The organism is Pseudomonas sp. LBUM1661 (genome assembly GCF_059695925.1).
In genome coordinates this window covers 326,733-346,753 of record NZ_CP166794.1, presented here as the reverse complement: position 1 = coordinate 346,753, position 20,021 = coordinate 326,733, and the positions used below count along the sequence as shown (strand labels likewise).

Annotated in this window: 17 protein-coding genes; 10 read left to right on the top strand and 7 right to left on the bottom strand. The window is 59.4% G+C overall.

Going from position 1 to position 20,021, the window contains the following annotated elements; genetic code table 11:
• Position 1: 1 nt before the first annotated feature.
• Positions 2–2,452, bottom strand: a complete 2,451-nt coding sequence (locus ACA057_RS01665; protein WP_497345452.1) for a glycogen/starch/alpha-glucan phosphorylase — start codon at positions 2,450–2,452, stop codon at positions 2–4.
• Positions 2,453–2,709: 257 nt separating this feature from the next.
• On the opposite strand from ACA057_RS01665, the gene ACA057_RS01660 reads away from it, so the two are divergent.
• The gene (locus tag ACA057_RS01660) at positions 2,710–3,150 is read left to right on the top strand and encodes a YkgJ family cysteine cluster protein (protein ID WP_102136469.1); all 441 of its coding nucleotides are present in this window, start codon (positions 2,710–2,712) and stop codon (positions 3,148–3,150) included.
• Positions 3,151–3,362: 212 nt separating this feature from the next.
• Here the strand turns inward: ACA057_RS01660 and typA are convergent, their stop codons facing one another.
• A complete protein-coding gene (gene typA / locus ACA057_RS01655) occupies positions 3,363–5,183 on the bottom strand; it encodes a translational GTPase TypA (protein WP_497345450.1) in 1,821 nt (606 codons plus the stop codon).
• 139 nt (positions 5,184–5,322) lie between these two features.
• Positions 5,323–6,777, bottom strand: a complete 1,455-nt coding sequence (gene thiI, locus ACA057_RS01650) for a tRNA uracil 4-sulfurtransferase ThiI (protein ID WP_497345448.1) — start codon at positions 6,775–6,777, stop codon at positions 5,323–5,325.
• A gap of 330 nt (positions 6,778–7,107) precedes the next feature.
• Here thiI and glnA point away from each other — a divergent pair, with 330 nt between their 5' ends.
• From glnA to ntrC, 5 genes are all read left to right on the top strand, one after another.
• A complete protein-coding gene (gene glnA, locus ACA057_RS01645) occupies positions 7,108–8,514 on the top strand; it encodes a glutamate--ammonia ligase (RefSeq protein WP_010464555.1) in 1,407 nt (468 codons plus the stop codon).
• A 292-nt stretch (positions 8,515–8,806) separates the two neighbouring features.
• Positions 8,807–9,316, top strand: coding sequence for a DUF4124 domain-containing protein (locus ACA057_RS01640; protein WP_497345446.1), 510 nt, complete (start codon positions 8,807–8,809; stop codon positions 9,314–9,316).
• Positions 9,316–9,939, top strand: a complete 624-nt coding sequence (locus ACA057_RS01635; protein WP_497349778.1) for a DUF4124 domain-containing protein — start codon at positions 9,316–9,318, stop codon at positions 9,937–9,939. The genes ACA057_RS01640 and ACA057_RS01635 overlap by 1 nt, the downstream gene beginning before the upstream one ends.
• A 231-nt stretch (positions 9,940–10,170) precedes the next feature.
• A complete protein-coding gene (glnL, locus tag ACA057_RS01630; RefSeq protein ID WP_497345444.1) occupies positions 10,171–11,256 on the top strand; it encodes a nitrogen regulation protein NR(II) in 1,086 nt (361 codons plus the stop codon).
• Positions 11,253–12,689: a nitrogen regulation protein NR(I) gene (ntrC, locus tag ACA057_RS01625; RefSeq protein WP_497345442.1), complete on the top strand. Its 1,437-nt coding sequence runs from the start codon at positions 11,253–11,255 to the stop codon at positions 12,687–12,689. Before glnL ends, ntrC begins: the two co-directional genes overlap by 4 nt.
• A 544-nt stretch (positions 12,690–13,233) precedes the next feature.
• Here the strand turns inward: ntrC and ACA057_RS01620 are convergent.
• On the bottom strand, positions 13,234–13,674 hold the full coding sequence (locus ACA057_RS01620; RefSeq protein ID WP_401356619.1) for a hypothetical protein: 441 nt from the start codon (positions 13,672–13,674) through the stop codon (positions 13,234–13,236).
• On the opposite strand from ACA057_RS01620, the gene trmL reads away from it, so the two are divergent.
• Positions 13,673–14,128 (top strand): tRNA (uridine(34)/cytosine(34)/5-carboxymethylaminomethyluridine(34)-2'-O)-methyltransferase TrmL, encoded by a 456-nt coding sequence (gene trmL, locus ACA057_RS01615; RefSeq protein WP_497345440.1) that lies wholly within the window; start codon positions 13,673–13,675, stop codon positions 14,126–14,128. The two genes, ACA057_RS01620 and trmL, sit on opposite strands and share 2 nt — an antisense overlap.
• Before the next feature lie 108 nt (positions 14,129–14,236).
• Here the strand turns inward: trmL and secB are convergent, their stop codons facing one another.
• From secB to ACA057_RS01600, 3 genes are read right to left on the bottom strand one after another with little or no spacing between them, the layout of a single operon-like run.
• The gene (gene secB / locus ACA057_RS01610; RefSeq protein ID WP_059406415.1) at positions 14,237–14,728 is read right to left on the bottom strand and encodes a protein-export chaperone SecB; all 492 of its coding nucleotides are present in this window, start codon (positions 14,726–14,728) and stop codon (positions 14,237–14,239) included.
• A 38-nt stretch (positions 14,729–14,766) separates the two neighbouring features.
• Complete coding sequence (gene grxC, locus ACA057_RS01605; protein ID WP_008149430.1) at positions 14,767–15,021, bottom strand: glutaredoxin 3; 255 nt, start codon at positions 15,019–15,021, stop codon at positions 14,767–14,769.
• Position 15,022: 1 nt separating this feature from the next.
• Positions 15,023–15,436, bottom strand: a complete 414-nt coding sequence (locus ACA057_RS01600) for a rhodanese-like domain-containing protein (RefSeq protein WP_497345438.1) — start codon at positions 15,434–15,436, stop codon at positions 15,023–15,025.
• A 153-nt stretch (positions 15,437–15,589) separates the two neighbouring features.
• Between ACA057_RS01600 and gpmI the strand changes: the two genes are divergently transcribed.
• The 3 genes from gpmI to ACA057_RS01585 all read left to right on the top strand — a co-directional run bounded on the left by gpmI (position 15,590) and on the right by ACA057_RS01585 (position 20,021).
• Positions 15,590–17,119, top strand: coding sequence for a 2,3-bisphosphoglycerate-independent phosphoglycerate mutase (gpmI, locus tag ACA057_RS01595; RefSeq protein ID WP_401356632.1), 1,530 nt, complete (start codon positions 15,590–15,592; stop codon positions 17,117–17,119).
• Positions 17,120–17,371: 252 nt separating this feature from the next.
• Complete coding sequence (locus ACA057_RS01590; RefSeq protein ID WP_497345436.1) at positions 17,372–18,670, top strand: murein hydrolase activator EnvC family protein; 1,299 nt, start codon at positions 17,372–17,374, stop codon at positions 18,668–18,670.
• 34 nt (positions 18,671–18,704) lie between these two features.
• Positions 18,705–20,021 (top strand): S41 family peptidase, encoded by a 1,317-nt coding sequence (locus ACA057_RS01585; RefSeq protein WP_401356636.1) that lies wholly within the window; start codon positions 18,705–18,707, stop codon positions 20,019–20,021.

Sequence of the window (20,021 nt, the reverse complement as noted above, 5' to 3'; positions counted from 1 at the left end):
GTTACTCCAGCGCCCTCCAGATATCCGTGGCGTACTCGCGAATCGTCCGGTCAGAGGAGAACCAGCCCATCCGCGACGTGTTCAACACCGCCGAACGCCACCACTCTTTCGAATCGTGCCAATGGGCTTCAACGCGCATCTGAGCATTCCAGTAGGAATCAAAGTCGGCACAGACCAGGAAGCGGTCATAGTCGATCAGCGAATCGATCAGCCCGGCGTAACGGGACGGATCATCCGGCGAGAACACTCCGCCGCGAATCGCTTGCAGCACATCATTGAGGCGATGGGATGCGGCGATGTCCGGCGTCGCGTTGAACTCATGGTTCTGCTTGCGCGCTTCAACCTGCTGGGCGCTGAGGCCGAAAATGAACATGTGCTCGGCGCCGATGCGTTCGCACATTTCCACGTTGGCGCCGTCCAGGGTGCCGATGGTCAGCGCGCCGTTGAGGCCGAACTTCATGTTACTGGTGCCCGAGGCTTCGAAACCGGCCGTGGAAATCTGCTCCGACAAATCCGCCGCCGGAATAATGCTTTCCGCCAGGCTGACGTTGTAGTTGGGCAGGAACACCACTTTCAGCAAACCGCGCACCGTCGGGTCGTTGTTCACCACCCGGGCGATGTCGTTGGTCAGTTTGATGATCAACTTGGCCTGGTGATAACTCGCCGCCGCCTTGCCGGCGAAAATCTTCACGCGCGGCACCCAGTCGATTTCCGGCTCGGCACGAATCGCCTGATACAACGCCACGGTGTGCAACAAATTGAGCAACTGACGTTTGTATTCGTGGATCCGTTTGACCTGGACGTCGAACATCGCCGCCGGGTTGACCGCCACCCCGAGTCGCTCGTGGATGATGTACGCCAGGGCTTTCTTGCTGTGCAGCCGTTGCTCGGCGAACGCCTTGCGGAACGCGGCTTTCTCGGCGAAGGGTTCCAGGTCGAGCAAGCGTTCTTCAGCGTTATCCAGCAGATCAGGCCCGAGGGCATCGACCATCATCGACGTCAGTTCAGGGTTGGCCTGATAGAGCCAGCGGCGGAAGGTGATGCCGTTGGTCTTGTTGTTGATCCGCTCCGGATAGAGGTTGTGCAACTCGGAGAACACGGTTTTGCGCATCAGTTGCGTGTGCAACGCGGATACACCGTTAACGCTATGAGAACCCAGGAACGCCAGGTTACCCATGCGCACGCGACGGCCGTTGTCTTCCTCGATCAGCGACACCGAGCGCAGCACGTCGAAATCGTGAATGCCCTTGGCGCGCAGTGAGTCGATGTGCTGAGCGTTGATCTGGTAAATGATCTGCATGTGCCGCGGCAACATGCGCTCCATCAAACCGACCGGCCAGGTTTCCAGCGCTTCCGGCAACAGCGTGTGGTTGGTGTACGAGAGCGTGTCGACGGTGACCTGCCACGCCGCATCCCACGCCACGTCATAGATGTCGACCAGTTGCCGCATCAGCTCGGCCACGGCAATCGAGGGGTGGGTGTCGTTGAGCTGGATTGCCGCGTGATCGCCCAGGGTCAGCACCGAGGTGTGCATGTTGCGATGGCGACGGAGCAAATCCTGCAGGGAGGCGGCGACAAAAAAGTATTCCTGGCGCAGACGCAGTTCCTGGCCGGCCTCGGTGCTGTCCGCCGGGTAGAGCACACGGGAAATACTCTCGGCCCGGGCCACTTCGGCTACCGCGCCCAAGTGGTCGCCAGCGTTGAAGCGCTCCAGGTGCAAATCTTCCATGGCCCGTGCGCGCCACAGCCGCAGGGTGTTGACGCTCGCACCGCGCCAACCGACCACCGGCGTGTCGTAGGCAATCGCCCGAACGGTTTCCCCCGGGCTCCAGACTTGCTTGGATTTGCCGGCATCGTCGGTGACGGTTTCGACGCTGCCGCCAAAGCCGATCGTGTAAACGACTTCTGGCCGTTCAAATTCCCACGGGTTGCCGAAATCCAGCCAGTGTTCGGTTTGTTCCTGCTGCCAGCCGTCGACGATCGCCTGGCGGAACAGCCCGTGCTCGTAACGAATGCCGTAACCGTGACCAGCGATACCCAGGGTGGACATGCTTTCCATAAAGCACGCGGCCAGTCGACCGAGGCCGCCGTTACCCAGCGCTGCGTCGGGCTCCAGCAGGCGGATGCGTTCCAGGTCGACGCCGAGTTCGGTCAGGGCTTCGCGGGCCACGTCGAGCAGGCCGAGGTTGCTCAGGCTGTCGTAGAGCAGCCGGCCGATGAGAAATTCCAGCGAGAGGTAGTAAACGCGCTTCTGGCCTTTACGGTAAATCTGCCGCGTATGGTCCATCCAGTGCTCGACCATGTGATCGCGCGCGGCCAATGCGATGGCTTCGAACCAGTCGTGGTCGAAGGCATGATCCGGGTCTTTGCCCACCGCGTAGGTGAGTTTGGTCAAGACGGCGTCGCGGAATGCGGCCACCTCTGCTTCGCGAACAAGTGGTTCTTGAGTCATCGATAGGACCTCGAGCGAGCGTGGAGTAGTTGAGCCTAGACGGTCTGACAGGTCGTTGGAACTCTGGTTCGGCAGTTTTTCCAGTAAGTGCGAGATAGGTCGACATTAGATTGTCGTGTGCCGGAAAGAATGCAGGGCTCGTGCCGGAATACAGGTGTCATTGAGCGGCACATGAAAAAATCTGGCGAAAGGTTGTTCAAAAATCCACCAGTCCCGGTATGATCGCGCGCCCTGATGCATGCTGGTAACAACCGATGATGAAGTCCAACCTGATCGCCGCCGCGGAGATCGATCGCCTCGATACCTGGGCCAAATACTCGGCCCCGATGTGCGGCTCGTGCGTGTCCAGCTGCTGCACCTTGCCGGTCGAGGTCAAGATCAAGGATCTGATCCGTATCGGCATTGTCGACGAATTCGAGCGTGGCGAGCCAGCGAAGAACATCGCCAAGCGCCTGCAGAAGGAAGGGATCGTCGAGCGTTACAACCAGAAGTCCGAGATCTTCACCCTCCAGCGCATGAGCAACAACGATTGCCTGTACCTGGATCGTAAGAGCCGTCTGTGCACTATTTATGAAAAGCGCCCGGATACTTGTCGCAATCACCCAAAAATTGGTCCGCGGCCTGGGTATTGCGCTTATAAGCCAAAGGAAGTGGCGCGCGAGACCAGCGAGAGCCGTCGGACCCTCGAAAAGTTCTGATCCAGAATCTCCACGCCTGACAGGACCTCATCGCGGGCAAGCCCGCTCCCACAGGATTCGGCGCTGTACCCATACTATGCGAACACCACAAATCACTGTGGGAGCGGGCTTGCCCGCGATGGCGTCAGCCCAGTCAACACCAAACCCCAGACAAACAAAAACGCCCCCGACCTTGCGGTCGGGGGCGTTTTTTTGTCAGCTAACTAAATGACTCAGTTACCGGACTTCTTGGCAGCGCGGGTACGCTCGCTTTCGCCCAGGATCTTCTTGCGAAGACGGATGGACTTAGGAGTCACTTCGCACAATTCGTCTTCTTGAACGAATTCCAGCGCTTGTTCCAGGGTGAAACGGATAGGCGGAACCAGAGCGATGGTTTCGTCTTTACCCGAGGCACGCATGTTGTCGAGCTTCTTGCCTTTGGTTGGGTTGACGCCCAGGTCGTTGTCGCGGCTGTTGATGCCGACGATTTGACCTTCGTACACGTCTTCGCCGTGACCCAGGAACAGTTTGCCGCGAGCTTGCAGGGTTTCCAGCGAGTAAGTCAGTGCCTTACCGGTAGCTACCGACACCAGCACGCCGTTCTGACGGCCGGACATGTCGCCGGACTTCATCACGTCGTAACGGTCGAAGATCGAGGTCAGGATGCCTGCACCAGAGGTCAGGGTCAGGAACTCGTTACGGAAACCGATCAGGCCACGAGCCGGGATGTTGTACTCAAGGCGCACACGGCCCTTGCCATCCGGAACCATGTTGGTCAGGTCGCCTTTACGGTTACCGATTTGCTCCATGATCGCGCCCTGGGATTCTTCCGGCAGGTCGATGGTCACGTTTTCGTACGGTTCGTGCTTCACGCCGTCAACCAGACGGATGATCACTTCTGGACGACCAACACCCATTTCGAAGCCTTCGCGACGCATGGTTTCGATCAGTACCGAGAGGTGCAGCTCACCACGGCCGGAGACTTTGAACTTGTCGGCGGTGTCGCCTTCTTCAACGCGCAGGGCAACGTTGTAGAGCAGTTCTTTGTCCAGACGCTCTTTGATGTTACGGCTGGTGACGAACTTGCCTTCACGACCGCAGAACGGCGAGTCGTTAACCTGGAAGGTCATGGAAACGGTCGGTTCGTCAACGGTCAGCGGCTTCATCGCTTCAACGGTCTGTGGGTCGCACAGGGTGTCGGAGATGAACAGCTGGTCGAAGCCGCTGATGCAGACGATGTCGCCGGCAGCTGCTTCTTCAACGTCGATGCGGTGCAGACCGTGGTGACCCATCAGCTTCAGGATACGACCGTTGCGGCGCTTGCCGTCAACGTCGATAGCCACGACCTGGGTGTTCGGCTTGACGCGACCACGAGCGATACGGCCAACGCCGATAACACCCAGGAAGCTGTTGTAGTCCAGTGCCGAGATTTGCATCTGGAACGGGCCGTCACGGTCAACTTTTGGAGCGGGAACGTGGTCGACGATCGCCTGGTACAGCGGGGTCATGTCTTCCGCCATGGCGGTGTGTTCCAGACCGGCAATACCGTTCAGGGCCGAAGCGTAAACAACCTGGAAGTCCAGTTGTTCTTCGGTAGCACCGAGGTTGTCGAACAGGTCGAAGATCTGATCCAGAACCCAGTCCGGACGCGCGCCTGGACGGTCAACCTTGTTGATCACCACGATTGGACGCAGGCCGGCTTCGAAAGCCTTCTTGGTCACGAAACGGGTTTGCGGCATAGGGCCGTCTTGAGCGTCAACCAGCAGCAGAACGGAGTCAACCATCGACATTACGCGTTCAACTTCGCCGCCGAAGTCGGCGTGGCCCGGGGTGTCCACGATGTTGATGTGGTAGCCGTTCCAGTTGATGGCGGTGTTTTTCGCCAGAATGGTAATACCGCGCTCTTTCTCCTGGTCGTTGGAGTCCATCACGCGCTCGTCGTTGAGCTCGTTGCGCTCCAGGGTGCCGGATTGACGCAAGAGTTTGTCTACCAGGGTGGTTTTACCATGGTCAACGTGAGCAATGATGGCGATGTTACGTAGATTTTCGATCACTTGTGTATCTCGATCAGAGGATTCGGTGTGCTGACAAGTCTTGGCAGCGATTTACAGTAGAGTCAGGCCTTGCCGTTACAGCTTGACGGCAGAGTCGGGGGGCCGGTGACGCAGGCCACAGGCATACAGCCCCGGGCTCTTAGCTCGGTCGATAAACGCGCACATTGGCATGCCCCTCACTGAGCAAATGGTGGGCATGCAGGCGACTCATCACGCCTTTGTCGCAATACAGCAGGTACTGGCGAGTAGGGTCCAGTTCCTTGAAACGAGCGTTCAATGCATAAAACGGCATCGTCTGTACCTCAATGCCAGCAAGCTCCAGCGGCTCGTCTTCAGCGGCATCCGGGTGACGGATGTCGATGATGATCTGACCGGCCAGTGCTTCGCTGACTTCTTCGATCTGCACATCCTGGCCCAATTCGTCGATCACGCGATCGATCGGCACCAGTTTGGCGTTCTCGAGCGCACGCTCAAGGACCGCCATGTCGAATTCTTTCTCTTCATGCTCCACGCGCGGACGCTTGGCGTGGGTCTTGGGGTTCACCGAAATGACCCCGCAATACTCCGGCATGTGCTTGGCGAAGTCGGCAGTGCCGATTTCGTTGGCCAGGTCGATGATGTCCTGCTTGTGACTGGCGATCAGCGGACGCAAGACCAGCTTGTCGGTCACGCAGTCGATCACGGACAGGTTCGGCAGCGTCTGGCTCGACACTTGGGAAATCGCCTCGCCGGTCACCAGCGCATCGATCTCCAGCCGATCGGCAATACGAGAAGCAGCGCGCAACATCATACGCTTCAAAACTACGCCCATATGACTGTTATCGACTTTCCCGAGAATTTCTCCCAGTACTTCTTCGAAAGGCACACTGACAAATAACACGCGTTGGGAGCTGCCGTACTTCTTCCAGATGAAATGCGCGACTTCCATAACGCCCAGTTCATGGGCCCGTCCGCCCAGATTGAAGAAGCAGAAATGGCTCATAAGCCCGCGCCGCATGATCTGGTACGCGGCGACGGTGGAATCGAAGCCGCCGGACATCAGCACAAGCGTCTGCTCCAGGGCACCCAGCGGATAACCGCCGATGCTGTTGTGCTGGTTGTGGATCACGAACAACCGTTTGTCGCGAATTTCGATGCGAACTTCGATTTCCGGCTCTTTCAGCGAGATTCCAGCGGCGCCGCACTGACGACGCAGTTGGCTGCCGACGTATTTCTCGACGTCCATCGAGCTGAATTCATGCTTGCCGGCACGCTTGCAGCGCACCGAAAAAATCTTCCCGGCCAACGCATCACCGAAGTGCTGCTTGCACTTGACGACGATGTCATCGAAGTCGCCCAACGGGTACTCGTCGACCTGCAGGAAATGCGCGATGCCCGGCATGCAGCTCAGGCGCTCGGTCATCTCCTTCAGGGCTTTGGGCTCGCTGACGCGGGTTTCCAGCTCGAGATTGTCCCACACACCGTTCACCACCACAGCCGGGTCCAGGTCGCGGAGCACGGTACGGATGTTCTTGGCCAACTGACGGATGAAACGCATCCGTACCGGGCGGCTCTTGATGGTGATCTCGGGGAAGACTTTTACGATTAGTTTCATGAAAACAGCGCGCGCTGGGCCAGCCGAAAAAGGGGGGCGCGGATTATAGCGGAAATTGCTCAAGGTTTAACCAGTTAATGTGCAGAAGGTTTTGCGCGCACCAAAACAGGTCATTTGTCGATTTTAGCGCCACATTGTAGGGCGAGATTTTCTGCTTTAAGACACTTTGCTCCTATATAAGCGTGAATTTGGGGCAAAAAACCCATGGTGGGGCACTGGCATGCAATTTGCTCCCTTGTGAGGCAGGTTGCCTTGGCAGAGTATTCGCGCCGGCATCACCCACATTCTAAGGGCATCCACTACTAAGCCCGAAGCCACCCGGAGGACACTATGTCGAAGTCGGTTCAACTCATCAAAGATCATGACGTCAAGTGGATTGATCTGCGCTTCACGGACACCAAAGGCACTCAGCACCACGTGACCATGCCGGCTCGCGACGCGCTGGATGAAGCTTTCTTTGAAGAAGGCAAAATGTTCGACGGTTCCTCCATTGCTGGCTGGAAAGGCATCGAAGCCTCCGACATGATCCTGATGCCGGACGACAGCACCGCTGTTCTCGACCCGTTCACCGAAGAGCCGACCCTGATCCTGGTCTGCGACGTGATAGAGCCTTCGACCATGCAAGGCTACGACCGTGACCCACGTGCGATCGCCAAGCGCGCCGAGGAATACCTGAAGTCGACCGGTATCGGCGACACCGTATTTGTTGGTCCAGAGCCTGAGTTCTTCATCTTCGACGAAGTGAAGTTCAAGTCCGACATCTCCGGTTCGATGTTCAAGATCTACTCCGAACAAGGTTCGTGGATGTCCGACCAGGACGTGGAAGGCGGCAACAAAGGCCACCGTCCAGGCGTCAAAGGCGGCTACTTCCCGGTTCCGCCGTTCGACCACGACCACGAAATCCGTACCTCCATGTGCAACGCCATGGAAGAAATGGGCCTGGTCATCGAAGTTCACCACCACGAAGTGGCAACCGCTGGCCAGAACGAAATCGGCGTGAAGTTCAACACCCTGGTAGCCAAGGCTGACGAAGTTCAAACCCTGAAGTACTGCGTACACAACGTTGCCGATGCCTACGGCCGCACCGCGACCTTCATGCCTAAGCCGCTGTACGGCGACAACGGTTCGGGTATGCACGTTCACCTGTCCATCGCCAAAGATGGCAAGAACACCTTCGCTGGCGAAGGTTATGCCGGCCTGTCCGACACCGCCCTGTACTTCATCGGCGGCATCATCAAGCACGGTAAGGCCCTGAACGGCTTCACCAACCCGTCGACCAACTCCTACAAGCGTCTGGTCCCAGGTTTCGAAGCTCCGGTCATGCTGGCCTACTCGGCGCGTAACCGTTCCGCTTCGATCCGTATTCCTTACGTGTCCAGCCCTCGCGCTCGCCGTATCGAAGCCCGCTTCCCGGATCCAGCAGCCAACCCGTACCTGGGCTTCGCTGCCCTGTTGATGGCTGGCCTGGACGGCATCCAGAACAAGATCCACCCTGGCGATGCCGCTGACAAAAACCTGTACGACCTGCCGCCTGAAGAGGCGAAAGAGATCCCACAAGTTTGCGGCAGCCTGAAAGAAGCCCTGGAAGAGCTGGACAAAGGTCGCGCGTTCCTGACCAAGGGCGGCGTGTTCTCCGATGACTTCATCGACGCTTACATCGCTCTGAAAAGCGAAGAAGAAATCAAGGTCCGCACCTTCGTACACCCACTGGAATACGAGCTGTACTACAGCTGCTGATCCGGTAGCGTCTGCGCAAGCAGGCGTGACAAAAAAGAGGCTTCCTTCGGGAAGCCTTTTTTGTGCCCGGGATATAACGGATGGCAATGCCCCCATGTGGGAGCGAGCCTGCTCGCGATGGGCGTTAACGATAACGCGTGTTTACTGGCTAACCGCGGCGCCATTGAGCCCATCGCGAGCAAGCTCACTCCTACAGGGAGTTCGGTAAATCATGCCCAAATGTTAATGCCTTGGGTCAACGGTCGTCCCTGACCTATGCTGCAAGCCAATGCTTTCGTTTCCGGTCGAATTTATGGGTCGTGCTTTTCTATTGATGTTGCTGCTGATCGCCCTGCCCGTCGCAGCGCAGATCTACAAGTACACCGATGCCGACGGCAACACTGCCTACAGCAATCAACCCCCCGATGGCGTCAAGGCGCAGCCGGTCGACCTGCCGCCGCTCAACAGTGTCGAACCCCAGCCACCTTCCGCCCCACCGGCTGAAGCCAATAACAGTGAACAACCCGGCAGCGCCTACGAGGTGCTGGAACTGACCGGTTTGCCCACCACCGAAGCCCTGCGCGCCAACAACGGCACCTTCACCGTCAACGTGCTGATCAAGCCGCGCCTGCAAGGCCCGCATCTGTTCCGTTTGTTGCTGGACGATCAACCGTACGGTCAGCCCAGCAACGTGCCGATCCTGCAACTGGTCAACATCGATCGAGGCTTGCACAGCCTCGCCGTGCAGGTTATCGACGGGGAGAACATCGTGCAGCAGAGTCCTTCGGTGACCTTCACCGTACAACGGGTGCATAAGCCGTGATGCGCTGGCTGCTTGGCGCCCTCCTGTCGCTGACGGCCCTTGCCGCATCGGCGGAGGTTTACACCTACGTCGATGCCCAGGGCAATCGGGTCTACACCGACCAGCCCGGCTCCGGCAACGCTAAACGGGTGCCGGTGGCGCCAAGCAATCGCATGTCCGCCCATCCCACGGGCGCGGCGCCAATGACGAACGCGAAGAAAACTGAAGCCAAACCGCTCTTCCACTACGACATGCTCCGCGTACTGGTGCCGGAGCCAGACGCGACGGTCCGCAGCAGCGCCGGCGAGCTGATTGTCAGCATCACCAACGAACCGGGCCTGCAACGCGGTCATCGTTACCGCTTGCTACTCGACGGCGAGCCCACGACCGAGCCCGGCCCCAGCCCGGTATTCGCCCTAAGCAACGTCGATCGCGGCAGCCATCACCTGTCCGTGGAGATCCTCGACGAGCACGGCCGCACCGTCGAACGCACCGCCAATCAACCCTTCCACATGTTGCGCATCTCCCTCGCGCAGAAACGCCAGGTCAAACCCTGCACGCTCGACGACTACGGCCAACGGCCGGAATGTCCGATCAAAGACAAACCACCCGAAGAAAAAAACCCCCTTCTGCGTTTCTTCTAACCTCGTTCAGGTTTGCGCACTATATTGGTGCAATAGATTGCACCGTACCCAAATCCCAACCCATTTTGGTTCGAAAATACCCGCGAACGCTGGCAGAGCGCCACGCAAATGAGCGTCAAACGCCCGTTTCAGGCCTTTAACGCTTCTTTTCGGAGCCTTGGTTTGGTTTTTGCATTTTCCTCGTATCGGCGCGTTATTCAAGCGCATGCCCTGCTCCAAAAGAGGTCCTTAATGACCATCAGTGACGCACTGCATCGTCTGTTACTCGACAACCTGACCACCGCCACCATTCTGCTCAACGCCGACCTACGCCTTGAGTACATGAACCCGGCGGCGGAGATGCTCCTGGCCATCAGCGGCCAGCGCAGCCACGGGCAGTTCATCAGCGAGTTGTTCACCGAATCCACCGAGGCGCTGAACTCCCTGCGCCAGGCGGTCGAGCAGGCACACCCGTTCACCAAGCGCGAAGCGATGCTCACCGCCCTCACCGGCCAGACCCTGACCGTCGACTATGCGGTGACGCCAATCCTCGCCAATGGCGCCACCATGCTGTTGCTGGAAGTCCACCCGCGTGACCGCTTGCTGCGGATCACCAAGGAAGAAGCGCAGCTGTCGAAGCAGGAAACCAGCAAGATGCTGGTGCGTGGCCTTGCTCACGAAATCAAGAATCCACTCGGCGGCATTCGTGGCGCGGCGCAATTGCTCGCCCGCGAGCTGCCGGAAGAAAGCCTGCGCGATTACACCAACGTGATCATTGAAGAAGCCGACCGCCTGCGCAATCTGGTCGACCGCATGCTCGGCTCCAATAAATTACCGTCGCTGGCCATGTGCAACGTCCATGAAGTGCTGGAACGCGTCTGTCATCTGGTCGAGGCCGAAAGCCAGGGTTGCATCACATTGGTGCGTGACTACGACCCAAGCATTCCCGACGTACTGATCGACCGTGAACAAATGATTCAGGCGGTGCTGAACATCGTGCGCAATGCGATGCAGGCCATCAGCAGCCAGAACGAGCTGCGCCTGGGCCGCATCAGCCTGCGCACCCGAGCCATGCGCCAGTTCACCATCGGCCACGTACGCCATCGCCTGGTGACCAAGATCGAGATCATCGACAACGGTCCCGGCATTCCTGCGGATTTGCAGGAAACCATCTTCTTTCCGATGGTCAGCGGCCGCCCGGACGGTACCGGGCTGGGTCTGGCCATTACTCAGAACATCATCAGCCAGCACCAGGGCTTGATCGAGTGTGACAGCCACCCAGGCCACACCACGTTCTCGATCTTTCTGCCACTGGAACAAGGAGCCACATCGACATGAGCCGTAGTGAAACCGTGTGGATCGTCGATGACGACCGTTCTATCCGTTGGGTCCTGGAAAAAGCCTTGCAGCAAGAAGGCATGACCACGCAAAGCTTCGACAGCGCCGATGGCGTGATGAGCCGCCTGGCGCGCCAGCAGCCGGACGTGATCATCTCCGACATCCGCATGCCCGGCGCCAGCGGCCTGGACCTTCTGGCGCGGATTCGCGAGCAACACCCACGGCTGCCAGTGATCATCATGACGGCGCACTCCGATCTGGACAGCGCTGTCGCGTCCTATCAGGGCGGCGCCTTCGAATACCTGCCGAAGCCGTTCGACGTCGACGAAGCGGTGTCGCTGGTCAAGCGCGCCAACCAGCACGCCCAGGAACAGCAAGGCCTGGAAGTGCCGGTTGCCCTGACCCGTACTCCGGAAATCATCGGCGAAGCGCCGGCGATGCAGGAAGTGTTTCGCGCCATCGGGCGCTTGAGCCACTCCAACATCACCGTGCTGATCAACGGCGAATCCGGGACCGGTAAAGAACTGGTGGCCCACGCCCTGCACCGCCACAGCCCACGGGCGGCCTCGCCGTTCATCGCGCTGAACATGGCGGCGATCCCCAAAGACCTGATGGAGTCCGAGCTGTTCGGCCATGAGAAAGGCGCGTTCACCGGCGCGGCCAACCTGCGTCGCGGGCGTTTCGAGCAGGCTGACGGCGGTACGCTGTTCCTCGATGAAATCGGCGACATGCCGGCAGACACCCAGACCCGTTTGTTGCGGGTGCTGGCCGATGGCGAGTTCTACCGCGTGGGCGGTCATACGCCGGTGAAGGTCGACGTACGCATCATCGCCGCGACGCACCAGAATCTGGAAACCCTGGTACACGCCGGGAAATTCCGTGAGGACTTGTTCCACCGCCTCAACGTGATCCGCATTCACATCCCACGCCTGTCGGACCGTCGCGAAGACATCCCGACTCTGGCCAAGCACTTCCTCAGCCGCGCCGCGCAAGAACTGGCGGTGGAGCCGAAGCTGCTGAAAAGCGAGACCGAGGAATACCTGAAGAACCTGCCGTGGGGCGGCAACGTGCGTCAGCTGGAGAACACCTGCCGCTGGATCACGGTGATGGCTTCCGGTCGCGAAGTGCACATCAGCGACCTGCCGCCAGAGCTGCTGAACCTGCCACAGGATTCAGCACCGGTGACCAACTGGGAGCAAGCACTGCGCCAGTGGGCCGATCAGGCGCTGGCGCGCGGCCAGTCGAGCCTGCTCGACAGCGCTGTACCGGCGTTCGAACGGATCATGATCGAAACCGCCCTCAAACACACCGCTGGCCGCCGCCGCGATGCTGCCGTGCTGCTGGGCTGGGGACGTAACACCCTGACGCGCAAGATCAAGGAGTTGGGGATGAAGGTAGATGGTGGGGATGATGATGAAGCGGATGAGGGCTAGTTAGGCCATTTGATCTTCGTCGTTATTTAGATCCATTCGCGGGCAAGCCTCGCTCCTACAGGTCTTGCGCCAATTTTGAAATGGCGCAAATCCTGTAGGAGCGAGGCTTGCCCGCGAAGCTTTTAGAGGCTGAATGCACCGCCGCAATGCACCGTGAACCGCAATCGCGCACGACAACTGTTCTGAAACCCCGCCTGCTTTCGCAATCGAACCCTGATCGAAAAAACACGAAAGCCCCGAATGACGGGGCTTTCAGCGCTGCTCAGCGACTTTCTGTGACGACTTGTTAAAACCTGGCACGCCCCCTGCAATAGTCCATTCAGTGATTCAGTTCACGACCCAGTTTCGGGGACCTTGGTACAGGCAGGCCGGGGATTCCCCTCTTTACACCGGGCTCACACCGCACTTGCGACGAGCCCATCCCGTTTTGGGGTCCTTGGTACAGGCAGGCCGGGGATTCCTTCTTTACACCGGGCTCTCGACGCCATGCGCGAGCCCTCCCGTTTTGGGAACCTTGGTACAGGCAGGCCGGGGATTCCCTCTTTTATTGCTCTCGGAGATGGATCTCCAGCCGCCAGCGGTCATCGACCTCGCTGCCGGCCCACTCGCCTTGCAGTGGCCGGGCCGCCACGACCGTCAGCAACAATCCTCCATCACTCAAACGCACGCGCCAGTTCACGTTCTTGTCGTTGAGCTTGAGCTGGCCGTTCTGTGCCTTCCCTTCTGCCTCGAACAGCAGCGCCAGGCTACCGTCGACGAACTCGCCGTGGGTCTTGGGTTCGTTGTTGAACCACACCACCAGACCATCATTCGTCACCTCGACCTGCTGCAATTCGCTGGGGTCGGGAGTGGTCAGGCGACCGATCATCAGCCCCACCATCACCCCGACAATCGCCAGAGACGCCATCACTCGCGGGAATAGTTTCGAACGGTTGTCCACGGGCGGCGTAGAATGCCGCTCATCTTTACCTTCGGAGCCGTGCATGTTTCACGTCATCCTTTTCCAACCAGAAATTCCGCCGAATACCGGCAACGTTATCAGGCTGTGCGCCAACAGTGGCTGCCACCTGCATTTGATCGAACCGCTGGGCTTCGAGATGGACGACAAGCGCCTGCGCCGGGCCGGCCTCGACTACCACGAGTATGCCACCCTGCAACGTCACCCGGACCTCGCCAGCTGCCTGGAAAGCCTCGGTCATCCACGGCTGTTCGCCTTCACCACCAAGGGCTCGCGGCCGTTTCACGACGCCAGTTTCGCCGAGGGCGATGCGTTCCTGTTCGGCCCGGAAAGCCGTGGCTTGCCAGCAGAAGTACTCGATGCCCTGCCCGCCGAACAACGCCTGCGCCTGCCGATGCGCGAAGGCTGCCGCAGCCTTAACCTGTCGAACACCGTGGCCGTTGCCGTCTACGAAGCATGGCGCCAGAACGGCTTCAAGTAACTCGAAGCTCATTTTCGCCTGACAGAAACAATCGCGGGCAAGCCCGCTCCCACAGGTTTTGCACAATCCTGTGGGAGCGGGCTTGCCCGCGATTTCCAGCAGCGCAGATTATTGAACGGTCGGAGTCTCGCCAGCCGCCTGCATGCGTTGCAGTTCTTGTGCATACAGCGCGTCGAAGTTCACCGGAGCCAGCATCAGGGCCGGGAACGAACCGCGGGTCACCAGGCTGTCCAGGGTTTCGCGAGCGTACGGGAACAGGATGTTCGGGCAGAACGCGCCGAGGGTGTGGCTCATCGAAGCGTCGTCGAGGTTCTTGATCAGGAAGATCCCGGCCTGCTGCACTTCAGCGATGAAGGCCACTTCGCCGTTTTCACCGTTTTTCACGGTCACGGACAACGTCAGTACGACTTCATGGAAGTCATTTTCCAGTGCCTTTTGACGGGTATTCAGATCCAGACCGACGCTCGGCTCCCACTGCTGGCGGAAGATCGCCGGGCTTTTCGGGGCTTCGAAGGACAAGTCGCGTACGTAGATGCGCTGCAAGGAGAATTGCGGTGCGGTTTCTTCTTCGCTAGCTGCAGTGTTCTGTTGGTCAGTCATCTCAGATCCTTTCTGATCTTGGGGTCTTATAGGGAAATTCAGGCCTTGAGCATCGCGTCGAGCTTACCGGCGCGCTCAAGGGCAAACAAATCATCACAACCGCCCACGTGGGTGCTGCCGATCCAGATCTGCGGCACGGACGTGCGACCGGCCTTCTGAGCCATGGCGGCACGCACCTGCGGCTTGCCATCGACCTTGATCTCTTCGAAGGCCACGCCTTTGTTCTCGAGCAGGTACTTGGCTCGCGAGCAGTAAGGGCAGTAATCGCTGGAATAGACGACGACGTTGCTCATATCACTTCACCAGCGGCAGATTGTCGCCCTTCCAGCTGGAGATCCCGCCGGAAAGCTTGGCGGCGGTGAAGCCGGACTTCATCAGTTCGCGGGCGTGAGTGCCGGCGGTCTGACCCATGGCGTCGACCAGGATGATGGTCTTGGCCTTGTGCTTTTCCAGTTCGCCAACGCGAGCGACGAGCTTGTCGTGAGGAATGTTCAACGCGCCAACGATGTGGCCGGCGGCGAAATCCTTGGTCGAACGAATGTCGATCACCACGCCTGCGTCCTTGTTGACCAGGCCGGTCAGTTCACCGGTGCTCAGGCTGCGACCGCCGCCTTGCATCTGATAAGCGATCAGCAACGCCAGCAGTACGACGAAGATACCGACGAGCAGATAGTGGTTAGTGGCAAATTCAATCAGGTGAGCAACCATCGAAGGAGGTTCCAGGGCGTTAAAATGTCGGCCAGTATACACAGCCACTATGGTGGGCCAAACCCCGTCCGGCGGTGACGCGGTCGGAACTTCGCTTTAAACTGCCACTCCCTTTTCCATCGCCCTCTTTTAATTCAGCCACGAGTGGAATCCATGACTACCACGCCTAAACCTTTGGTCCTGATTATTCTCGACGGCTTCGGTCACAGTGAGAGCCCTGAGTCCAACGCCGTGTTTGCGGCCAAGAAGCCCGTACTGGACCGCTTGTGGGCCACCGTGCCGAACGGCCTGATCTCGGGCAGCGGCATGGACGTCGGCCTGCCGGATGGCCAGATGGGCAACTCCGAAGTCGGCCACATGAACCTCGGCGCCGGCCGCGTGGTGTATCAAGACTTCACCCGCGTGACCAAATCGATCCGCGACGGTGAGTTTTTCGAAAACCCGACCATCTGCGCTGCGGTGGATAAAGCCGTGGCCGCCGGTAAAGCCGTGCACTTCATGGGCCTGCTGTCCGATGGCGGCGTTCACAGCCACCAGGACCACCTGGTCGCCATGGCCGAGCTGGCCTACAAGCGCGGCGCCGAGAAAATCTACCTGCACGCTTTCCTCGATGGCCGCGACACGCCGCCGAAAAGCGCCCAGTCGTCCATCGAACTGCTCGACGCGGCTTTCCAGGCCCTGGGCAAAGGCCGGATCGCCAGCATTATCGGCCGCTACTTCGCCATGGACCGTGACAACCGCTGGGATCGCGTGGCCCAGGCCTACAACCTGATTGTCGATGGCAACGGCGAATTCAACGCCGCCACCGCCCAGGAAGGTCTGCAAGCGGCGTACGAACGTGGCGAGAGCGACGAATTCGTCAAAGCCACCTCCATCGGTGAGCCAGTGAAAGTCGAAGACGGCGACGCCGTGGTGTTCATGAACTTCCGTGCCGACCGCGCCCGTGAACTGACCCGCGTGTTCGTCGAAGACGGTTTCAAGGAATTCGAGCGTGCGCGCCAGCCAAAACTGGCCGGCTTCGTCATGCTGACCCAATACGCCGCCAGCATTCCCGCGCCATCGGCCTTCGCCGCCGGCAGCCTGGACAACGTGCTGGGCGATTACCTGGCGAAAAACGGCAAGACCCAACTGCGCATTGCCGAAACCGAAAAATACGCGCACGTGACTTTCTTCTTCTCCGGCGGTCGTGAAGAACCGTTCCCGGGCGAAGAACGCATCCTGATCCCGTCGCCAAAAGTCGCCACCTATGACTTGCAGCCGGAAATGAGCGCACCGGAAGTCACCGACCGCATCGTCGACGCTATCGATAACCAGCGTTACGACGTGATCGTGGTCAACTACGCCAACGGCGACATGGTTGGTCACAGCGGCGTGTTCGACGCGGCCGTCAAAGCCGTTGAATGCCTGGACCTGTGCGTCGGCCGCATCGTCGACGCCCTGGAAAAGGTCGGCGGCGAAGCCCTGATCACGGCCGACCACGGCAATGTCGAGCAGATGTCCGACGAATCCACCGGCCAGGCCCACACCGCCCACACCACCGAGCCGGTGCCGTTCATCTACGTCGGCAAGCGTGATTTCAAGGTTCGCGACGGCGGCGTGCTGGCGGACGTGGCGCCGACGATGCTGATGTTGATGGGGCTGGAGAAACCGGCCGAGATGACCGGGACGTCGATACTGGTGTAATCAGCCTCGACAACACCGCAAATACCCTGTGGGAGCGAGCCTGCTCGCGATAGCTATCTGATACTCAACATTAATGTTGAATGTTAAGACGCTTTCGCGAGCAGGCTCGCTCCCACAGTGGTTTGTGGCGGTTTCAAAGACTAATGACTGCCTCATCCCGCTCCAGTCATCACACAGCCCCAATTGGGCGTTTTTTTTGCAGCGCATGGCGGGCATACTAGGGCGTCCCTTTCCCTGGTGTCGCCCGCCTCTATGCTTCGCGTCCTGATAGCCCTTGCTCTGACTTGCCTGCTCCAACCGGCCTTCGCCGACGAGCGTGCGCAAACCCAACAACAGTTGGACGCCACGCGTCAGGACATTGCCGAGCTGAAAAAACTGCTGGGCAAGCTCCAGGAAGAAAAATCCGGCGTGCAGAAGGACCTCAAAGGCACCGAAACCGAGATGGGCAAGCTCGAGAAGCAGGTCGAAGCCCTGCAAAAAGAGCTGAAGAAAAGCGAATCCGAGCTGCAGCGACTCGATGGTGAGAAAAAAAAACTCCAGAGCGCGCGCATTGAACAGCAACGACTGATCGCCATCCAGGCCCGCGCGGCCTATCAGAACGGCCGTCAGGAGTACTTGAAGCTGCTGCTCAACCAGCAGAACCCGGAAAAATTCGCCCGCACCCTCACCTATTACGACTACCTGAGCCAGGCGCGCCTGGAGCAGCTGAAGAATTTCAACGAAACCCTGCGCCAATTGGCCAATGTCGAAAAAGACATCGCCATGCAGCAAGCGCAGTTGCTGGTGCAGAAAAGCAGCCTCGACAGCCAGCGCGACGAACTCGACAAAGTCCGCCAGGAACGCCAGCAAGTCCTGGCCAAGCTCAACGACGACGTAAAGGCTCGTGACCAGAAGCTGGCCGCCCGCGAGCAGGATCAGGCAGACCTGTCTAAAGTCCTTAAAACCATTGAAGAAACCTTGGCCCGTCAGGCCCGAGAGGCAGAAGAAGCGCGGCAAAAAGCGCTGATCGCCCAGCAGGAAGCCGAAAAAAAGCGTTTACGTGAGGCCCAGGCTGCAGCAGATGCTGAGACCACTGACGCCCCACGCAAACCCGTTAAATCGACACCCGGCGCCCTGGTATCCAGTTCAGGTGAGACCTTCGGCGGCCCCTTTGCTTCAAGCCGGGGAAAACTTCCATGGCCAGTTGATGGTCGACTGCTGGCACGCTTTGGCGAATCCCGTGGCGACGACGCCCGCACCAAGTGGGACGGCGTGATGATCAGCGCCTCCGCCGGCAGCCAGGTGCATGCCGTGCATGGCGGTCGCGTGGTGTTCGCCGACTGGTTGCGCGGCGCCGGGCTGCTGGTGATTCTCGACCACGGCAACGGTTTTTTGAGTCTTTATGGTCACAACCAGACGCTGCTCAAGTCTGCGGGTGACGTGGTAAAAGCCGGTGAGTCCATCTCCACTGTCGGTAGCAGTGGCGGGCAGGACACACCAGCGCTGTATTTCGCTATTCGTCAGCAGGGTCACCCGAGTGATCCGGCGCAATGGTGCCGCGCGCAAGGATAGGCGTTGAGTCACCTACATTAGGAGTTCGTTCGACATGCTGCACTTGTCCCGCCTTACCTCGCTGGCCTTGACGATCGCCTTGGTGATCGGCGCGCCTCTGGCGTTCGCCGCTCAACCTGCGCCGGCGATCGCGCCTGCGGGTACTGCTGCAACCACCAAGGCGCCATTGCCGCTGGAAGAGTTGCGCACCTTTGCCGAGGTCATGGATCGGATCAAAGCCGCTTATGTCGACCCGATAGACGACAAGACCCTGCTGGAAAACGCGATCAAGGGCATGCTCAGCAACCTTGACCCGCACTCCGCTTACCTGGGCCCGGAAGATTTCGCTGAGTTGCAGGAAAGCACCAGCGGCGAATTCGGCGGCCTGGGCATCGAAGTCGGCGCCGAAGACGGTTTCATCAAGGTGGTTTCGCCGATCGATGACACCCCGGCCTCCAAGGCTGGCATTCAGGCGGGCGACTTCATCGTCAAGATCAACGGCCAGCCCACCCGTGGCCAGAGCATGACCGAAGCCGTGGACAAGATGCGCGGCAAGATCGGCCAGAAAATCACCCTGACCCTGGTGCGCGATGGCGGTACGCCGTTCGACGTGACCCTGGCCCGCGCCATCATTCAAGTGAAGAGCGTGAAGAGCCAGCTGCTGGAGTCCGGCTACGGCTACATCCGCATCACTCAGTTCCAGGTCAAGACCGGCGAAGAGGTTTCCAAAGCCCTCGCCAAGCTGCGCAAGGACAACGGCAAGAAGCTCAACGGCATCATCCTCGACCTGCGCAACAACCCGGGCGGCGTGCTGCAAGCCGCGGTGGAAGTGGTCGACCACTTCATCACCAAAGGCCTGATCGTCTACACCAAGGGCCGCATCGCCAACTCCGAACTGCGCTTCTCTGCCACCGGCAAAGACGAAAGCGAAGCCGTGCCGATGGTTGCGTTGATCAACGGTGGCAGCGCCTCGGCCTCGGAAATTGTCGCCGGCGCTTTGCAGGATCAGAAACGCGCGGTGGTCATGGGCACCACCAGCTTCGGCAAAGGCTCGGTACAAACCGTGCTGCCGCTGAACAACGACCGCGCGCTGAAGATCACCACGGCGCTGTATTACACGCCGAACGGCCGCTCGATCCAGGCACAGGGCATCGTCCCGGATATCGAAGTGCGCAAGGCCAAGATCACCAGCGAGCAGGACGGCGAGTACTTCAAGGAAGCCGATCTGCAAGGTCACCTGGGCAATGGCAACGGCGGCGCCGACAAACCGACCTCCAGCAGCAAAGCCAAGGCAATGCCGCAGGATGATGATTACCAGTTGGCCCAGGCCCTGAGCCTGCTCAAAGGGCTGAGCATCACCTCCGGCCGCTGA